Here is a 16,166-nt window from a genome sequence, read left to right as displayed (position 1 = left end):
ATTTGTGCTTCGCGCGAAACCCTGACCCCGGTCGCAACCAAAGTCAATTCACATGCTGCGGCGCAGCGTAGACTAGCCTTTCTTTGCTGCGGGCTTTCGCTTGGCCGCAGGTTTTTTCTTAGCCGCTGGTTTCTTTTTGGCAACCTTCTTGCCCGACTTGGCCGCCCGTTCGTCAATCAGATCAACCGCCTGCGCCATCGTCAGATCATCGGGGGTGATGGTGTCGGGGATCGTCGCGTTGATCTTTTCCCATTTCACATAGGGCCCATATTTGCCGTCATAAATATTGACCGGCCCGCCAGCCTGCGGGTGTTCGCCCAATTCGCGGATCGGGGTGGCGGCCTTGCCACGCGCACCGCGCGAGGCGACCTTTTCCGCCAGCAACTGCACCGCGCGGTTCATGCCCACGGTCCACACTTCGTCGATGCCGTCAAGATTGGCATTGGTGCCGCCCCTGTCTGATGTGCTGGGCGCGTGTTTGAGGTAAGGGCCATAGCGGCCGATATTCGCCCAGACCATCACCCCGTCGTCCGGGTGGGGACCGATTTCGCGCGGCAGCGACAACAGCATCAGCGCATGTTCAAGGTCAAGTTCTTCGGGCTCCCATTCCTTGGGAATGGACTGGCGCGGCGGTTTGGGGGTTTCTTCGGTTGCTGCGCCGCGTTGCACATAGGGGCCAAAGCGGCCCTTGAAGACACGTATTTCGTCGCCCTGATCCGTGCCCAACAGCTTGCCGTCGGGGGGGATGGCCGATGCTTCTGCCTCGGGGTCGGGCGGGCCAAAGGGGCGCGTGTAACGGCATTCGGGATAATTCGAACAGCCGATGAACGCCCCACCGGACCGGGCCGTGCGCATCGACAGACGGCCCGCCCCGCAGTTCGGACAAAGGCGCGGGTCGCTGCCATCTTCGGTTGGCGGAAACAGATGTGGTTCCAGCACCTCGTTGATTTTTTCCAGCACCTCGGTGATGCGCAGATCAGCAGTTTCGGCAATGGCGGCGGAAAAATCGCGCCAGAACTGGCGCAACACCTTTTTATAGTCCGCGTGGCCCGCGCTGACCTCGTCAAGCTGGTTTTCCAGATCTGCGGTGAAATCATAGCCTACGTATTTGCGGAAGTAGTTTTCAAGAAACGCCGTGACCAGGCGCCCCTTGTCTTGTGGAACCAGACGGTTCTTGTCCTTTTCCACATACCCGCGATCCTGGATGGTCGTCACGATCGAGGCATAGGTTGACGGGCGCCCGATGCCAAGTTCTTCCATGCGTTTGACCAGCGTCGCCTCGGTATAGCGGGGCGGGGGCTGGGTGAAATGCTGTTCGGGGTCGATCCTTTTCTTCGCGGCTTTCTCGCCTTCGGCCAGTTGGGGCAGGCGTTTGTCGTCATCATCGACAACGCTGTCGTCACGGCCTTCTTCGTAGATGGCGATAAAGCCGTCAAACAGCATGACCTGCCCGTTTGCACGCAATATGACTTGTCCGTCAGCACTGCCGATGTCTACGGTCGTGCGTTCAAGGCGTGCGGCGGCCATCTGGCTGGCCATGGTCCGCTTGTAGATCAGATCGTATAATTTGCGCTGGTCGGCATCGGTAATCCCGGCAGCGGCCGTATCCACCGACATTTCCGTGGGCCGGATACATTCGTGGGCTTCCTGCGCATTCTTGGCCTTATTCTTGTAGATGCGTGGCTGATCCGGCAGGTAGGTGCCACCGAATTTCGCCTTGATGGCATCGCGGGTGTCGACCACGGCCTCGGGGGCCATATCGATGCCGTCGGTCCGCATGTAGGTGATCAGGCCGGCCTCGTAGAGGCGCTGGGCGACGGACATTGTCTGCTTGGCACCCATGCCGAATTTGCGGCTCGCCTCTTGTTGCAGGGTCGATGTCATGAAGGGCGGCGAAGGATTGCGTGTCGCCGGTTTCGCCTCGACTGATGTAACGACCAGATCGCGCGAATTGATCGCCTGCACGGCCATTTCGGCCTGCGTTTCATTGGCAAGATCGAATTTATCCAGCTTTTTGCCAGCCAGCGTTGTCAGCCGCGCCTCGTACGTCTGGCCGCGTGACGATTCCAGCAGCGCCTTGACGGTCCAGTATTCGCGGGCGCGAAAGGCCTCGATCTCCATTTCGCGTTCGACGATGATGCGCAAGCAGACCGACTGCACGCGACCTGCTGATTTGGCACCGGGCAGTTTGCGCCACAGAACCGGTGAGAGGTTAAACCCCACAAGATAGTCCAGCGCACGCCGGGCCAGATAGGCCTCGACCAGCGGCTGATCGACTTGACGGGGGTTTTTCATTGCGTCGGTGACGGCCGTTTTGGTGATCGCGTTGAAAACGACCCGGCTTACGGGCGTGTCCTTTTTGATTGCCTTGCGTGCAATCAATGCCTCGGTCAGGTGCCAGCTGATCGCTTCGCCTTCGCGGTCGGGGTCGGTCGCGAGGATCAGTGCGTTGTCCTCTTTCAGGGCATCAACGATGGCCTTGATGTGTTTCTTGCTGTCGCTCGCTATTTCCCATTTCATGTCGAAATCGTCGTCCGGCAGGACGGAACCGTCCTTGGGCGGCAGATCGCGCACGTGCCCGTAGGATGCCAGAACGGTGTAGCCACTACCAAGATAACCGTTTATTTTCTTGGCCTTGGCGGGGGACTCGACGACAACAACTGGCATGGGAATCCTTATTCAACAAAGCATGCAATATGGTCGCGCAAGATGTGGCCTGTGCTTGGTGAATGTCAATGCAGCCTGAAAACTGTTGCGCAACGGCACCGTGTCAGACGCTGCGCGACAGCAAACCACCAGCCTGCCGAACGATCTTGCCGTCCAGTTCCAGATCGACAATCACCGGCGCCACAGCGGTCGCAGGGGCGGCAATGTCGCGCAAAAGCTGATCCTCGGCCACGGGGGCCGGACCAAGCCGGGCCAGGATTTCGGCATGAAGCGCGGCCGTATCGCGCAGGGGCCGCACCGGGGCCGGGGCAGGGGGGCGAGGTATTTCGGCCACCTGTGGCGCGACCGATTGCAGCGATTCAATGATATCGGCAGCGTTGCGCACCAGGATTGCCCCGTCACGGATCAGCATGTTGCAGCCAGCGGCCCGCGCATCAAGCGGATGGCCCGGCACGGCCAGCACATCGCGCGCCTGGTCGAGTGCGTTGCGCGCCGTGATCAGGCTGCCGGATTTTGCCGCTGCTTCGACCACGACGACCGCTTGGGACAAGCCCGATATGATCCGGTTGCGGGCTGGAAAATGCCGCGCCTGCGGTTGCAGCCCCATCGGCATTTCCGACAGGCGCAACCCGTTCTTGCCAATGTCATGCGCCAGCTGCGTGTTTTCCGCCGGATAGATCACATCCACGCCGCCCGCCTGCACTGCGATGGTGCCACCGGTCAATGCGCCGTGGTGGGCGGCGGTGTCGATCCCGCGTGCCAGCCCGGACACGACGACAAATCCCGCCTCCGTCAATTCTTCGGCCAGCCGCTTGGCCATGCGCGTGCCCAACGACGACGCGTTGCGCGCGCCGACAAGGGCGATCATCGGCCGTGCCAGCAGGTCGGTCTGTCCGATGGTCCAAAACATCGGCGGTGCGTCCGCAATATCTAACAGGGACGTGGGATACCCGGGCTTGCCTTCGCAGATCAGACGTGCGCCTGCCGCGCGGCCAGCCTTGATCTCGGCCATGACAACAGCGGCCGGGCAGGTTTGATAATTCGCGACACCTGCCGCCCGCGCTATGTCAGGCAGCGCGTCCAATGCGCTGGCGGCACTGCCATGTTCGGCCAGCAACCGCCGATAGGTCATCACCCCGACCCGCCGAGAGCGCAATAGGCGAAGCCGGTTGACCGTATCCTCTTCCGTGGTGGGTAGGAGTGGGGGGTGAGTGGAAGATTGATTTTGTCCGACCATCCCGATGCTCCGCCATATTGCCCGATCAGGGATAGGACGACAGAGTTAATGAGGTGTGAATCGCGCCGATGAATATTACAATAAATTGAAAAGAAGAGCTAATTACGGCGTTTCTGGTCTGCGCAATGCAGATGGAAACGCCGAACCGGCCGCAAGCTCCGGTCCGGCGGCAGGAAAAATGCCCATGGTGCTGCAGATTGCGAATCATTGGTCGCGATGCAGTGCGGGACTGTAGGGTGGGGTCCCCCCTACGCGGCCGCCCCGCCCACGGTCAGCCCGCCGATCAGCAGGCTGGGTTGCCCCACGCCCACCGGCACCCATTGGCCCGCCTTGCCGCAGTTTCCGATGCCCGGATCGAGCGCTAGATCATTGCCGATGCCGCGAATCTTTTGCAGTGCGGTCGCCCCGTCGCCGATCAGCGTCGCGCCTTTGACGGGCGCGCCGACGATACCGTCTTTCACGCGGTAGGCCTCGGTGCAGGAAAACACGAATTTACCGTTGGTGATATCGACCTGCCCGCCGCCAAAGCCGACGGCATAGATGCCGTCCTTCAGTTCGGAAACAAGGCTTTCGGGGCTGGCATCGCCTGACAACATATAGGTGTTGGTCATGCGCGGCATCGGCGCATGCGCATAGCTTTCGCGCCGACCGTTACCCGTGGGTGCCACACCCATCAACCGCGCATTCTGGCGGTCCTGCATATAGCCGACCAGGACACCGTCCTCGATCAGGGTGTTTTTCGCACTGGGCGTGCCTTCGTCATCGACGGTGATCGACCCGCGCCGGTCGGGAATGGTGCCATCATCAAGCACGGTCACGCCTTTCGCCGCGATCTGCTGTCCCATCAACCCGGCAAAGGCGGATGATCCCTTGCGGTTGAAATCGCCTTCAAGCCCGTGGCCGATCGCCTCGTGCAGCAGGATACCGGGCCAGCCGGGGCCAAGCACAACATCCATCACACCCGCAGGGGCGGGTTCGGCATCCAGGTTCACAAGGGCGATGCGCAGGGCCTCGCGGGCGACGGGTTCCCAGCTTTCGCGCCCGATCAGCCCGATCAGCCCGGCACGCCCGCCGCCGCCCATGTTGCCGCTTTCGCGTTTGCCATTGTCTTCGACGATCACACTGATGTTTAGCCGCGACATCGGGCGGGTGTCGGTGACCAGCGTGCCTTCAGGCCGCAGGATCAGCACCTCTTGATGAGAGGCAGCCAGCGTGGCCGACACCTGCACGACACGCGGGTCAAGCGCGCGGGCAAAGGCATCTATTTCGCGCAGCAGGTCGATCTTGGCGGGGAATGTGGCCTGCAGCATCGGGTCTTCGTCGGAATAGAGCTTGACGTTGGTCCCGGCAGGGCCGGCCGCCATCGTGCCGCCGCCATCGCCAACCGCCAGCCGCGCAGTGGCCACAGCGCGTTTCAGCGCATGTTCGTCGATGGTGGTGGAATGGGCATACCCCGCCGTTTCGCCGCGCACAGCCCTTAGACCGAACCCTTCGGCGGCGTCAAAGCTGGCCGTTTTGATACGGCCATCGTCAAACGACAGCACCTCTGACTTGCGCCGTTCCAGAAAAAGTTCGCCATCATCGGCCCCTGCGGTTGCTTCGCGCAGCAATGCAAGTGCAGTTTCCTGATCCAGATTGGTTTCGAAAGGACGAAAAACATCGGTAGACATAAAGAATTTCCTTTGGCCGCCGCAATTTCGGGGAAAAAGCGTCTGTTTGCCGCAACAGCGGTTCTTGAGTTGTTCATCAGGATATGGGACATGATCGTTCAGATACAACGGGATTCCTGTCAGGGAGCCTGCGACAGACGCGCAAGATGCGCCACGAAGTTAGGGTAGAATATGCGACTGAAAACCTTTGCGACCTCACTCTGGGCTACGGCCGGCTTGATTATGGCGGGAAGCACCGCTGTAGCGCAGCAAGTCAATCAAGAGCTTGAGATTATCGGCAAACCCACATTGGGCGGGACGGGCTTTCAACCCGCTGCGACCGAACTGGCGCGCGATGTGCAGTGGCTGGACGGGATGCTGTTGGTGATCATCACCGCCATTACGCTGTTCGTAACTGGCCTGCTGGCTTGGGTCGCAATCCGTTACAACCAGAAACGCCAGGCAGAGCCTGCGACCTTTACCCACAACTCTCCGTTAGAGGTTGCGTGGACAGTCGTGCCAATCGTGATTCTGGTGTTCATCGGTGCGTTTTCGCTGCCGGTCCTGTTCAAACAACAGGAGATTCCCGAGGCTGATATCACAATCAAGGTGACCGGCTATCAGTGGTATTGGGGTTACGAATACGTGGACGAAGGTGTCAGCTTTGAAAGTTTCATGCTGGCCGAGGAAGAGCTTGAAGAGTTCGGCTATAGCCGCGACGAGTATCTTTTGGCGACAGACACATCTGTCGTTGTGCCTGTGGGGGCAACGATCGTGATGCAGGTCACTGGCGCTGATGTGATCCATTCGTGGACGATCCCGGCCTTTGGCGTAAAGCAGGACGCGGTCCCCGGTCGTCTGGCGCAGCTTTGGTTCGCCGCCGAACGCGAAGGCATCTATTTCGGCCAGTGTTCGGAACTGTGCGGCAAGGACCACGCCTATATGCCCATCACGGTCAAGGTCGTCAGTCAGGAAACATATGACCAATGGCTTGCAGAGGCCAAAGGCACCTCTTGAACGTGCGGTGGGGCAATCCCCACCTTACCGGAGTTAACTTTGCAGGGTGGGCAGGATCCACTCTGGCTTGAAAGGTTCAGATGAGCGACGTCAGTTTGCAGGAAGGCGCATATGAAACCGGGATGGGCGATTATTTCGCCCTGCTGAAACCGCGTGTCATGTCGCTGGTCGTCTTTACCGCTTTGGTCGGGCTGCTGGTGGCCCCCGGGCCGGTGCATCCGTTCATCGGGTTTGTCGGGATCTTGTGCATTGCTGTGGGTGCCGGTGCATCGGGTGCGTTGAACATGTGGTGGGACGCGGACATCGACGCGCGCATGAAACGCACCGTCGGCCGCCCGATCCCGTCGGGCCGCGTCGCCCCGGGCGAGGCGCTGGGCCTTGGGTTGGCGTTGTCGGGTTTTTCCATCGTGCTGCTGGCGCTGGCCACTAATTTCCTTGCGGCTTTCCTGCTGGCCTTCACAATCTTCTTTTATGCGGTCGTCTATTCGATGTGGCTGAAGCGGGCTACGCCGCAGAACATTGTAATCGGCGGGGCGGCTGGTGCCTTTCCCCCTATGATCGGCTGGGCTGTTGCAACTGGCACTGTCAGCATCGAAAGCGCGCTGATGTTCGCGCTGATCTTCATGTGGACGCCACCGCATTTCTGGGCTTTGGCATTGTTTGTCAAATCCGACTATGGTCGTGCGGGTGTGCCGATGCTGACCGAAACGCATGGGCGCGACATCACCCGGCGGCATGTGCTGATCTACACGCTACTGCTCGTGCCCGTGGCGCTGGGCCTTGGGCTGACGTCGATCGGCGGGCCTATCTACATGACCATTGCGGTTGTCATGAATGTCTGGTTCCTGAAAGGGGCCTATGACATCTGGCGCCGCACGGATGCAGATTGCGAGGCGGACAAGCACAAGGTGGAAATCGGTGTATTCAAGGTTTCGCTATACTATCTGTTTCTGCATTTTGGCGCGTTGCTGGCCGAGGCGGCCCTGCGTCCCTACGGTTTTGGAGGCTGGTGATGGTGATCAGGGTTGAACATGAAATCCATAACCGCCGTCTGGGCCGCAACATCGGCGTCGGGCTACTTCTCGTGGGCTTTATCGGCATCGTTTTCGGGCTGACTGTGGTCAAGGTGTTGGAGCTTGGAAATGCCAAGCAGTTCGAAACATTTGACCATGTGGCACGTCCACAGATCATCCCCGAAGGGGAGGGAACAGAATGAAGATTTTCCCAAACCTGCAAGGGCCGAACCGCACTGCAGCGCAGGCCGTTTTCGTGGTGATCTTCATGGGCGGGCTGGCTTGGGCGTCAGTGCCGTTTTACGATTGGTTCTGCCGGGTCACCGGATTTGGGGGTATCACCGATGTGGCCGAGGCGGGCAGCGATGTGATCCTTGACCAGACCATCAAGGTGCGGTTCGATGCTTCTCTTGAACGGGATATGCCGTGGACTTTCACACCCGAGGTCCGCGAGATGGAAGTCCGGATCGGGGAAACGGCGCTGGCCTTTTACGAGGCGCACAACCCGACGGATGAACCGGTCGCAGGGCAGGCGGTCTATAATGTGACGCCATACGAGGCAGGCGGTTTCTTTGACAAGATCGAATGCTTTTGCTTTACCGAACAGGTGCTGCAACCCGGTGAAACCGTGATGATGCCGGTCAGCTTTTTCGTGGACCCCGCCATCGTTAAGGACCGCGAAGGGCAATATGTCCACACGATCACGCTCAGCTACACCTTCTATCAGATCGACTTGCCCGAAGAATACGCGCAGGCCGCGATAGACCCCGCAACAGCTTTGACAACGGCGCCGCAACGCGCCATAGACACGAACTGAAGACCAGCCGATAGGGAACGCTGCACATGGCGCATGCTAAGAACCACGATTACCACATTTTGCCACCTTCCATCTGGCCGCTGATTGCCGGTGTTGGTGCCTTTGTCATGTTGCTTGGTGCGACTCTCTGGATGCATGGCTCTGGGCCATACATCTTTCTGATCGGCTTTGCCGCGGTGCTGTACGTCATGTATGCATGGTGGGCCGACGTGGTGCATGAAAGCCGGGCCGGCGATCACACGCCCGTTGTGCGGATCGGCCTGCGGTATGGGTTCATCATGTTCATCATGTCCGAAGTGATGTTCTTTGCTGCGTGGTTCTGGTCGTTCTTCAAACACGCGATGTATCCCATGGGGCCAATGAGCCCGATTCAGGATGGCGTCTGGCCACCTGTGGGGATCGAAACATTCGACCCGTGGCACCTGCCGCTGATCAACACGCTGATCCTGTTGTGTTCGGGTGCGGCTGCTACATGGGCACACCACGCTCTGGTGCATGAAAACAACCGCGAAGACATGAAGTGGGGCCTGATTCTTGCCGTAGCACTGGGCGCGTTGTTCACTGTGTTTCAGGTCTATGAATACAGCCACGCGGCCTTTGGGTTTGCGGGCAATATCTATGGCGCGAACTTTTTCATGGCGACAGGCTTTCACGGGTTGCACGTCTTGATCGGCACGATCTTTCTTCTGGTGTGCCTGATCCGGTTGCAGCGTGGTGACTTTACCCCTGAAAAGCACGTCGGCTTTGAAGCTGCCGCTTGGTACTGGCACTTTGTTGACGTGGTCTGGCTGTTCCTCTTTGCCGCTGTCTACGTTTGGGGCGGGTAAGTCGGGGCTAACCCCGATCAACGGGTCTGTCAGCAATACAAACGCGCGGGGTGGCTCGCGCGTTTTTCATGTCAAAGGCATATGATGCTGCGCAAAATAATCTTTCCGCTTCTTTTGGGCGCTGTCGGCTGCGGTGTGCTGATCAGTCTTGGTGTCTGGCAAGTGCAGCGTTTGGCGTGGAAAGAAGACATTCTGGAGGGTATCAACGCCCGCCTTGCGGCACCCCCGGTTTCAGTGCCGCTTGCAGGCCATGAGGCAGATGACGAATACAGGCGTGTGACCCTTGCCGGAACGCCCACTGGCGAAGAGCTTCATGTACTGGTGTCCGGAACGGCCGCCGGCACCGGTTATCGGGTCATTTCCAAGTTCCTGCTTGAAAATGGCGCTGTGATCATGATCGACCTTGGTCTTTTGCCGCTGGACGCCAAAGATGCGGATCCAGTGACAGCCTTCATGCAGGTGAACGGGACGCTGTTGTGGCCGGACGATCAAAACAGTGGCACACCCGCGCCCGACCTTGAAAAGAACATTTGGTTTGCGCGGGACGTTGACACGATGGCGCAGGTCCTGTCGACACGACCTCTGATGGTGGTCGCCACAGACACGACCCCTGCCGATCCGCGCCTGATCCCACTTCCCGTCAATACGGCGGACATCAAGAATGACCATCTGGAATATGCGATTACATGGTTCCTGTTGGCCCTTGTCTGGGCCATTATGACCGTGTTTCTGATTTTCCGCACGACCCGGCCAAAGGACGCCTGACCACATGCGCTATATCTCGACCCGGGGCACCGCCCCAGTTTTGACCTTCGAAGAGGCGATGCTGACCGGACTTGCCCGCGATGGCGGGCTGTATGTGCCCGAACAGGTGCCGACCCTGACCCACGCGCAGATCGCAGCAATGGCCGGCAAAACCTACGAGGACGTGGCCTTTGATGTCATGCGCCCCTTTATCGGCGACACCTTTACCGATGATGAATTCCGCACCCTGATCGCGCAGGCCTATGCCGGTTTCGGCCACGCCGCCCGCGCCCCGCTGGTGCAGTTGGATGCCAACCATTTCCTGTTGGAATTGTTCCACGGTCCCACGCTGGCGTTCAAGGATTTCGCGATGCAGCTGATCGGCCAGATGTTTCAGGCCGCGCTGTCGCGCTCGGGTGACCGCGTGACCATCGTCGGCGCCACCAGCGGCGACACCGGATCGGCCGCGATCGAGGCGTTTCGCGGGTTGGACAATGTGGATGTGTTCATCCTGTTCCCGCACGGCCGCGTGTCCGAGGTGCAGCGCCGCCAGATGACCACGCCGACCGAATCCAATGTGCATGCGCTGGCCGTGGATGGTGATTTCGACGATTGTCAGGCGGCTGTCAAAGACATGTTCAACGATTTTGCCTTCCGCGAAGAGGTGCGGCTGGCAGGTGTCAATTCGATCAACTGGGGCCGGGTTCTGGCGCAGGTGGTTTATTACTTCACGGCTGCCGTGTCGCTGGGCGCGCCACATCGCGCGGTCAGTTTTACCGTTCCGACAGGTAATTTCGGCGATATTTTCGCAGGCTACATCGCCAAACAGATGGGCCTGCCTATCGCCGATCTGGTGGTGGCGACGAACCGCAACGATATCCTGCACCGCACATTGCAAACCGGCGCCTATACCAAGCAAGGGGTCAGTCCGACGATCAGCCCCTCGATGGATATTCAGGTCAGTTCCAACTTTGAACGCGCCCTGTTTTATGCCTATGGGCGCGACGGGGCCACCGTGGCCAAACAGATGGCAGACTTGAAAAACGGCGGCTTTCAGATCAGTCAGGGTGCCTATCAGATGCTGAAGGACACCTTCAAATCCGGCCGTGTCTCTGAGGAGGAAACAACTGCGGCGATCAAAAGGTATCGCGCCGACCACGGCGAATTGCTGTGCCCGCATACAGCCGTGGGCGTTCATGTAGCCGAGGCGCATCTGGGCACCACCCCGATGGTGACGCTGGCCACAGCACATCCTGCGAAATTCCCCGATGCCGTCAGTCACGCGACAGGCATCATTCCCCCCCTTCCCCCGCGCATGGCAGACCTGTATGACCGGCCAGAGCGTGTGGCCCGTGTGTCAAATGATCTGGCCGCGCTGCAGACTGTTATCAGGGAACGGATCAGCTAATTGACGATTGAACTTACGACACTGCCCAACGGGTTTCGCATTGTCACAGAACATATGCCGGGCTTGCAATCGGCCAGTATCGGCATCTGGGTCGAAGCGGGCGGTCGCCACGAACGTATCGAACAGAACGGCATCGCCCATTTTCTGGAACATATGGCCTTCAAGGGCACCAAGACGCGCAGCGCCCTGCAAATCGCCGAGGCGATCGAGGATGTGGGCGGCTATATCAACGCCTACACCAGCCGCGAAATGACAGCGTATTATGCGCGGGTGCTGGAAAAAGACGTCGCACTTGGGCTGGATGTGATTGCTGATATCCTGCTGAACCCGGTTTTCGATCCCGCCGAGATCGAGGTTGAACGTGGCGTGATCCTGCAGGAGATCGGGCAGGCGCTGGATACCCCCGATGATATCATTTTCGACTGGCTGCAAGAAGTCGCTTATCCCGATCAGGCGCTGGGGCGCACGATCCTTGGCCCGTCTGAACGGGTCAGCGCATTCAACCGCGCAGATCTGCAGGGGTTCGTAGGTCAGCATTATGGCCCCAACCAGATGATCCTTGCTGCGGCCGGTGCGATTGATCACGATGAAATCGTCCGTCAGTCCGAGGCGCTTTTCGGGCATCTGCCCGCAGTGACGCGCCCTGCATCCCTGTTGCAGCCCGCAGCCTTTCGCGGCGGCGAACGGCGTGAATTGAAAAAGCTGGAACAGGTCCATTTCGCGCTGGCGCTGGAAGGCCCCGATTACCGCGACCCGATGATCTATACCGCGCAGATCTATGCCAATGCGCTGGGTGGGGGCATGTCGTCGCGCCTGTTCCAGGAGGTGCGCGAAAAGCGCGGTCTTTGCTATACGATCCTTGCACAGGCCGGTGCCTATGAGGATACGGGCCTGACCACGATCTATGCGGGCACCAGTGCCGAACAGATCGCAGAACTGGCCAACGTCACCATGGACGAGATGAAGCGCGCCGCCGATGACATGTCAGCCGCCGAGGTCGCGCGTGCCCGTGCGCAGATGAAGGCTGGTTTGCTGATGGGGCTGGAATGCCCCGGCAACCGCGCCGAACGCCTGTCGCGGCTGCTATCGATCTGGGGGCGGATCCCGGATATTAGTGAAACGATCGAACGTATCGATGCGGTGACCACCGGTGATGTAAAAACCTTTGCCGGTCAAATGGCGGGGGGTGCTGGCAGTGCGCTTGCGCTTTATGGTCCGGCTGACGCGGCACCTGATCTGGCAGCGCTGAAAGCGCGGCTTGCCGCCTGATGCTGGGGTCAAGGCGCAAGGTTCGGATCGACACCGAACGGCTGATCCTGCGCCCGCCCATGCATTCCGATTTCCGCGCCTGGACGACACTGCGCCGCGACAGCGCTGATTTCCTGACGCCGTGGGAACCGACATGGGCACCTGATCATTTTTCACGCAAGGCCTTTACCAATCGGGTCTATTGGGCGCAGCGGTCCATCGCCAATGGGACGGCCGTGCCGCTGTTCCTGACGCGTCGCACCGACGAGGTGCTGCTGGGCGCAATCACGCTGGACAATATACGCCGAGGCCCTGCGCAGGCCGGCACGACCGGATATTGGATCGGCGCGCCCCATGCCCGGCAGGGTTACATGCGCGAGGCGATTGCGGCCCTTGTTCATCACGCGTTCAATGTTCTGGACATCAGCCGGATCGAGGCCGGATGCCTGCCGGAAAACGCCCCGTCGCGCAGCCTGCTGGAAAGCTGCGGGTACAAATACGAAGGTGTCGCCCAAAGCTATTTGCAGATCAACGGGCGCTGGCGGAACCATGTGCTCTATGCCAACCTGCGCCACGACCGGCGCGGCAAGACAGATGCCGGATAACGGCCCGGCCATCCACGAAGGAGCAGCAAGATGCTGAACCCTGTGACCCCCGAATTCAAAGCCCGGCTGCGCGGCCTTTTGTCTGCGGCCGCCTTTCGCGAGGACACGGCCCCCTACCGGCAGGAACCGCGCGGGCGCTGGACTGGACAAGGGCTGGTCGTGGCCCCGGCCAATACACAGGAAGTTGCCGCCGTCGTGAAGGCCTGCGCTGATGCTGGTGTGCCTGTTGTGCCCTATGGCGGCGGCACCGGATTGGTGGGGGGGCAATTAATGGCGGATGGGCCCGCACCGGTGATCCTGTCACTGGAACGGATGAACCGCATCCGCGATATCTACCCGATGGAAAACGTGCTGGTCTGCGATGCAGGCGTGATTCTGGCCGATATCCAGAAAGCGGCGGCTGATGCGGGGCGGCTCTTTCCGCTGTCGCTGGCATCCGAAGGATCGGCGCGGATCGGCGGGCTGTTGGCGACCAATGCGGGCGGGGTCAATGTGCTGCGCTATGGCAATGCGCGCGCGCAGTGTCTGGGGCTTGAGGTGGTGCGCCCTGATGGCACGATCTGGCACGGGCTGACGCGGTTGCGCAAGGACAACACCGGCTATGATCTGCGCGACCTTATGATCGGGGCCGAGGGCACGTTGGGTGTGATCACAGGGGCCGCGCTGAAACTCGCGCCGCGGCCTGTCGGTGTAGGTGCGGCGCTGATGGCGGTGCCATCACCCACCGCGGCGCTGGAATTGCTGGCGCTGGCAGGTGACCGGATCGGTGACGGCGTGTCCGCGTTTGAAATCATGCACCGGCAAGGGTTCGATTTTCTGGCCGAGGTGGGGCCAAAGGTGAAACAGCCCTTTGATGATATTCCGGAATGGTGCGTGCTGATCGATGTGGGCCTGCCGGCGGGGCTGCCGCCTGATGCCGCACTGGAAGGGCTGTTCGAAGTGGCGTTCGACGCCGGATTGGTGACTGACGGTGTGATTGCCCAAAGCCTTGGCCAACGGCAAGAATTGTGGGATATCCGCGAAAACATCCCCGAGGCGAACCGCCGGATCGGATCGGTCAGTTCGCACGATATTTCCCTGCCACTAAGCGCGGTGCCAGATTTTATCGCGCGCGCCCCCGGCATTCTGGCGGGCATCGGGGATTTCCGCATCAACTGCTTTGGCCATCTGGGCGATGGCAACCTGCATTATAATATTTTCCCCCAGCAAGGCCGCACCCGTGCCGATGACGAGGCCGCGCGCCCTGCGGTCAAACGCGTTCTGCATGATTTGGTGCACGAAATGGCGGGATCCGTCAGTGCCGAACACGGGATCGGCCGACTGAAGGTCGATGATCTGGAACGCTACGCCGATCCGGTCAAGCTGGCGATGCTGCGGGCGATCAAGGCGGCACTTGATCCACAGGGCATCATGAACCCCGGCGCGGTTTTGCGGCAGGTCTGACCCAAAAGCGCCTGGTCAAAAAAACACAGGCGCCTCTGGCGGGCGTTTATGGGTGGGAAGAAAGCGGGCGGTTTGTCAATCGCCCGCAAAGGCGCAGAGTGCGTGGACGTTCATACCCAAACCTTCCAGCTTTTTGCGCCCGCCCAGATCGGGCAGGTCGATGATAAAGGCGCAGCCGATCACCTCGGCGCCCATCCGTTCGACCAGCTTGATCCCGGCCTCGGCGGTGCCACCGGTGGCCAGCAGGTCATCGACAAGCAGGATTTTTTCGCCCGGCTGGATGACATCATCATGGATTTCGAGGATCGCCTCGCCGTATTCGAGCTTGTAGCTTTGTTCGACCGTTTTGCCAGGCAGCTTGCCCTTTTTGCGCGCAGGCACAAAGCCCACGGATAGCTGGTGTGCAATGGCGCCGCCAAGAATGAAACCGCGTGCTTCCAGTCCGATCACCTTGCTGATGGGCAGGCCCGCGTAGGGGTGCAGCAACTGGTCGATGGCGATGCGAAAGCCGCGTGCGTCGCTGAATAATGTCGTGACATCGCGGAACATGATGCCTTTGTGCGGGAAATCGGGGATCGTGCGGATGTAGTCCTGAACGGTTTTCATGTGGCCTCCAATATTCACAATACGCGGCCTGCGACGGAGTCAAGTTTGGCGACCAGTGCCGGGTCGCGTTTGTCGGGGGCGGTCATCAGCGCAAATTCCAGCGCGCGGTCGCAACCATGCGGGCAAGGGGCGCGATCCGGCCCCAGAAGCGCGGGCAACCGCGCGATCAGGTCACGCGCCTTGGTCCCGTTGCCTTGCAGGGTCTTGATCACATCGCTGACATTCACTGCGCCGTGGTCGGGGTGCCAACTGTCGTAATCGGTGATCATCGCAACGGATGCATAGCAAAGCTCTGCCTCGCGGGCCAGTTTCGCCTCGGGCATGTTGGTCATGCCGATCACATCACAGCCCCATGCGCGGTATAGCTTGCTTTCGGCCTGGCTGGAAAACTGCGGGCCTTCCATCGCCAGATAGGTGCCGCCCCGGTGCATGGTGATGCCCGCATCGCGGCCTGCGATGTCACAGGCATCCGACAGCCTGCCGCAGGTCGGGTGTGCCACGCTGACATGTGCCACACAGCCGGTGCCAAAGAATGATTTTTCGCGCGCGAAGGTGCGGTCAATGAACTGGTCCACGATCACGAAATCGCCCGGCGCCATGTCTTCGCGGAATGAACCGCAGGCGCTGACGCTGATCACGTCGGTCACGCCCAGCCGTTTCAGCGCGTCGATGTTGGCACGATAGGGCACGGTTGTCGGGCTGTGCACATGCCCGCGCCCGTGACGCGGCAGGAACACCATGGCGACCCCGTCCAGCGTGCCTGTCAGCACGGCATCCGACGGCGCACCCCAAGGGCTGTCGACGCTGATCCAGGCCGCATCCTGCAACCCGTCCATGTCATAGACGCCAGAACCGCCGATGATTCCGATTTTTGTCTTCATTCTG

At 60.3% G+C, this 16,166-nt stretch carries 15 protein-coding genes; 10 read left to right on the top strand and 5 right to left on the bottom strand.

Annotation, left to right across the window (positions count from 1 at the left end):
• Positions 1-72: 72 nt before the first annotated feature.
• The 3 genes from topA to tldD form a co-directional block, all read right to left on the bottom strand.
• Positions 73-2,667 (bottom strand): type I DNA topoisomerase, encoded by a 2,595-nt coding sequence (gene topA / locus ACTG4B_RS05685; RefSeq protein WP_439154721.1) that lies wholly within the window; start codon positions 2,665-2,667, stop codon positions 73-75.
• A 103-nt stretch (positions 2,668-2,770) separates the two neighbouring features.
• Positions 2,771-3,904, bottom strand: coding sequence for a DNA-processing protein DprA (dprA, locus tag ACTG4B_RS05680; protein ID WP_439154720.1), 1,134 nt, complete (start codon positions 3,902-3,904; stop codon positions 2,771-2,773).
• A 248-nt stretch (positions 3,905-4,152) separates the two neighbouring features.
• Entirely contained in the window at positions 4,153-5,574 is a 1,422-nt protein-coding gene (tldD, locus tag ACTG4B_RS05675; protein WP_439154719.1) for a metalloprotease TldD, read from the bottom strand.
• Positions 5,575-5,745: 171 nt separating this feature from the next.
• On the opposite strand from tldD, the gene coxB reads away from it, so the two are divergent.
• The 10 genes from coxB to ACTG4B_RS05625 all read left to right on the top strand — a co-directional run bounded on the left by coxB (position 5,746) and on the right by ACTG4B_RS05625 (position 14,675).
• Complete coding sequence (gene coxB / locus ACTG4B_RS05670) at positions 5,746-6,570, top strand: cytochrome c oxidase subunit II (protein WP_439154718.1); 825 nt, start codon at positions 5,746-5,748, stop codon at positions 6,568-6,570.
• Positions 6,571-6,650: 80 nt separating this feature from the next.
• Positions 6,651-7,583 carry a heme o synthase gene (gene cyoE / locus ACTG4B_RS05665; RefSeq protein WP_439154717.1) on the top strand — a complete coding sequence of 311 codons (933 nt, stop codon included), beginning with the start codon at positions 6,651-6,653 and terminating at the stop codon, positions 7,581-7,583.
• On the top strand, positions 7,583-7,786 hold the full coding sequence (locus ACTG4B_RS05660; RefSeq protein ID WP_439154716.1) for a hypothetical protein: 204 nt from the start codon (positions 7,583-7,585) through the stop codon (positions 7,784-7,786). The genes cyoE and ACTG4B_RS05660 overlap by 1 nt, the downstream gene beginning before the upstream one ends.
• Positions 7,783-8,400, top strand: coding sequence for a cytochrome c oxidase assembly protein (locus ACTG4B_RS05655; protein WP_439154715.1), 618 nt, complete (start codon positions 7,783-7,785; stop codon positions 8,398-8,400). The genes ACTG4B_RS05660 and ACTG4B_RS05655 overlap by 4 nt, the downstream gene beginning before the upstream one ends.
• A 26-nt stretch (positions 8,401-8,426) precedes the next feature.
• Positions 8,427-9,227, top strand: a complete 801-nt coding sequence (locus ACTG4B_RS05650; protein ID WP_439154714.1) for a cytochrome c oxidase subunit 3 — start codon at positions 8,427-8,429, stop codon at positions 9,225-9,227.
• Positions 9,228-9,311: 84 nt separating this feature from the next.
• Positions 9,312-9,992, top strand: coding sequence for an SURF1 family protein (locus tag ACTG4B_RS05645; protein ID WP_439154713.1), 681 nt, complete (start codon positions 9,312-9,314; stop codon positions 9,990-9,992).
• Between the two features lie 4 nt (positions 9,993-9,996).
• Positions 9,997-11,379: a threonine synthase gene (gene thrC, locus ACTG4B_RS05640; RefSeq protein WP_439154712.1), complete on the top strand. Its 1,383-nt coding sequence runs from the start codon at positions 9,997-9,999 to the stop codon at positions 11,377-11,379.
• Positions 11,380-12,648, top strand: coding sequence for a M16 family metallopeptidase (locus tag ACTG4B_RS05635; protein WP_439154711.1), 1,269 nt, complete (start codon positions 11,380-11,382; stop codon positions 12,646-12,648).
• Positions 12,648-13,232 (top strand): GNAT family N-acetyltransferase, encoded by a 585-nt coding sequence (locus ACTG4B_RS05630; RefSeq protein WP_439154710.1) that lies wholly within the window; start codon positions 12,648-12,650, stop codon positions 13,230-13,232. The genes ACTG4B_RS05635 and ACTG4B_RS05630 overlap by 1 nt, the downstream gene beginning before the upstream one ends.
• A gap of 30 nt (positions 13,233-13,262) precedes the next feature.
• Positions 13,263-14,675 (top strand): FAD-binding oxidoreductase, encoded by a 1,413-nt coding sequence (locus ACTG4B_RS05625; protein ID WP_439154709.1) that lies wholly within the window; start codon positions 13,263-13,265, stop codon positions 14,673-14,675.
• Between the two features lie 75 nt (positions 14,676-14,750).
• Here the strand turns inward: ACTG4B_RS05625 and ACTG4B_RS05620 are convergent, their stop codons facing one another.
• Positions 14,751-15,281, bottom strand: coding sequence for an adenine phosphoribosyltransferase (locus ACTG4B_RS05620; protein ID WP_439154708.1), 531 nt, complete (start codon positions 15,279-15,281; stop codon positions 14,751-14,753).
• 14 nt (positions 15,282-15,295) lie between these two features.
• Positions 15,296-16,162 (bottom strand): S-methyl-5'-thioadenosine phosphorylase, encoded by an 867-nt coding sequence (locus tag ACTG4B_RS05615; RefSeq protein WP_439154707.1) that lies wholly within the window; start codon positions 16,160-16,162, stop codon positions 15,296-15,298.
• Positions 16,163-16,166 lie beyond the last annotated feature (4 nt).

Origin of the sequence: Yoonia sp., from assembly GCF_965660735.1 — a bacterium.
Classification (GTDB): Bacteria; Pseudomonadota; Alphaproteobacteria; order Rhodobacterales; family Rhodobacteraceae; genus Yoonia.
This window is presented reverse-complemented; position numbering and strand designations above follow the sequence as displayed.

Coding starts and splice junctions, on each gene's coding strand:
- topA (WP_439154721.1), bottom strand. CDS start 2,667: ATGCCAGTTGTTGTCGTCGAGTCCCCCGCCAAGGCCAAGAAAATAAAC.
- dprA (WP_439154720.1), bottom strand. CDS start 3,904: ATGGTCGGACAAAATCAATCTTCCACTCACCCCCCACTCCTACCCACC.
- ACTG4B_RS05645 (WP_439154713.1), top strand. CDS start 9,312: ATGCTGCGCAAAATAATCTTTCCGCTTCTTTTGGGCGCTGTCGGCTGC.
- tldD (WP_439154719.1), bottom strand. CDS start 5,574: ATGTCTACCGATGTTTTTCGTCCTTTCGAAACCAATCTGGATCAGGAA.
- ACTG4B_RS05660 (WP_439154716.1), top strand. CDS start 7,583: ATGGTGATCAGGGTTGAACATGAAATCCATAACCGCCGTCTGGGCCGC.
- ACTG4B_RS05615 (WP_439154707.1), bottom strand. CDS start 16,162: ATGAAGACAAAAATCGGAATCATCGGCGGTTCTGGCGTCTATGACATG.
- ACTG4B_RS05620 (WP_439154708.1), bottom strand. CDS start 15,281: ATGAAAACCGTTCAGGACTACATCCGCACGATCCCCGATTTCCCGCAC.
- ACTG4B_RS05625 (WP_439154709.1), top strand. CDS start 13,263: ATGCTGAACCCTGTGACCCCCGAATTCAAAGCCCGGCTGCGCGGCCTT.
- cyoE (WP_439154717.1), top strand. CDS start 6,651: ATGAGCGACGTCAGTTTGCAGGAAGGCGCATATGAAACCGGGATGGGC.
- ACTG4B_RS05630 (WP_439154710.1), top strand. CDS start 12,648: ATGCTGGGGTCAAGGCGCAAGGTTCGGATCGACACCGAACGGCTGATC.
- thrC (WP_439154712.1), top strand. CDS start 9,997: ATGCGCTATATCTCGACCCGGGGCACCGCCCCAGTTTTGACCTTCGAA.
- ACTG4B_RS05650 (WP_439154714.1), top strand. CDS start 8,427: ATGGCGCATGCTAAGAACCACGATTACCACATTTTGCCACCTTCCATC.
- ACTG4B_RS05655 (WP_439154715.1), top strand. CDS start 7,783: ATGAAGATTTTCCCAAACCTGCAAGGGCCGAACCGCACTGCAGCGCAG.
- coxB (WP_439154718.1), top strand. CDS start 5,746: ATGCGACTGAAAACCTTTGCGACCTCACTCTGGGCTACGGCCGGCTTG.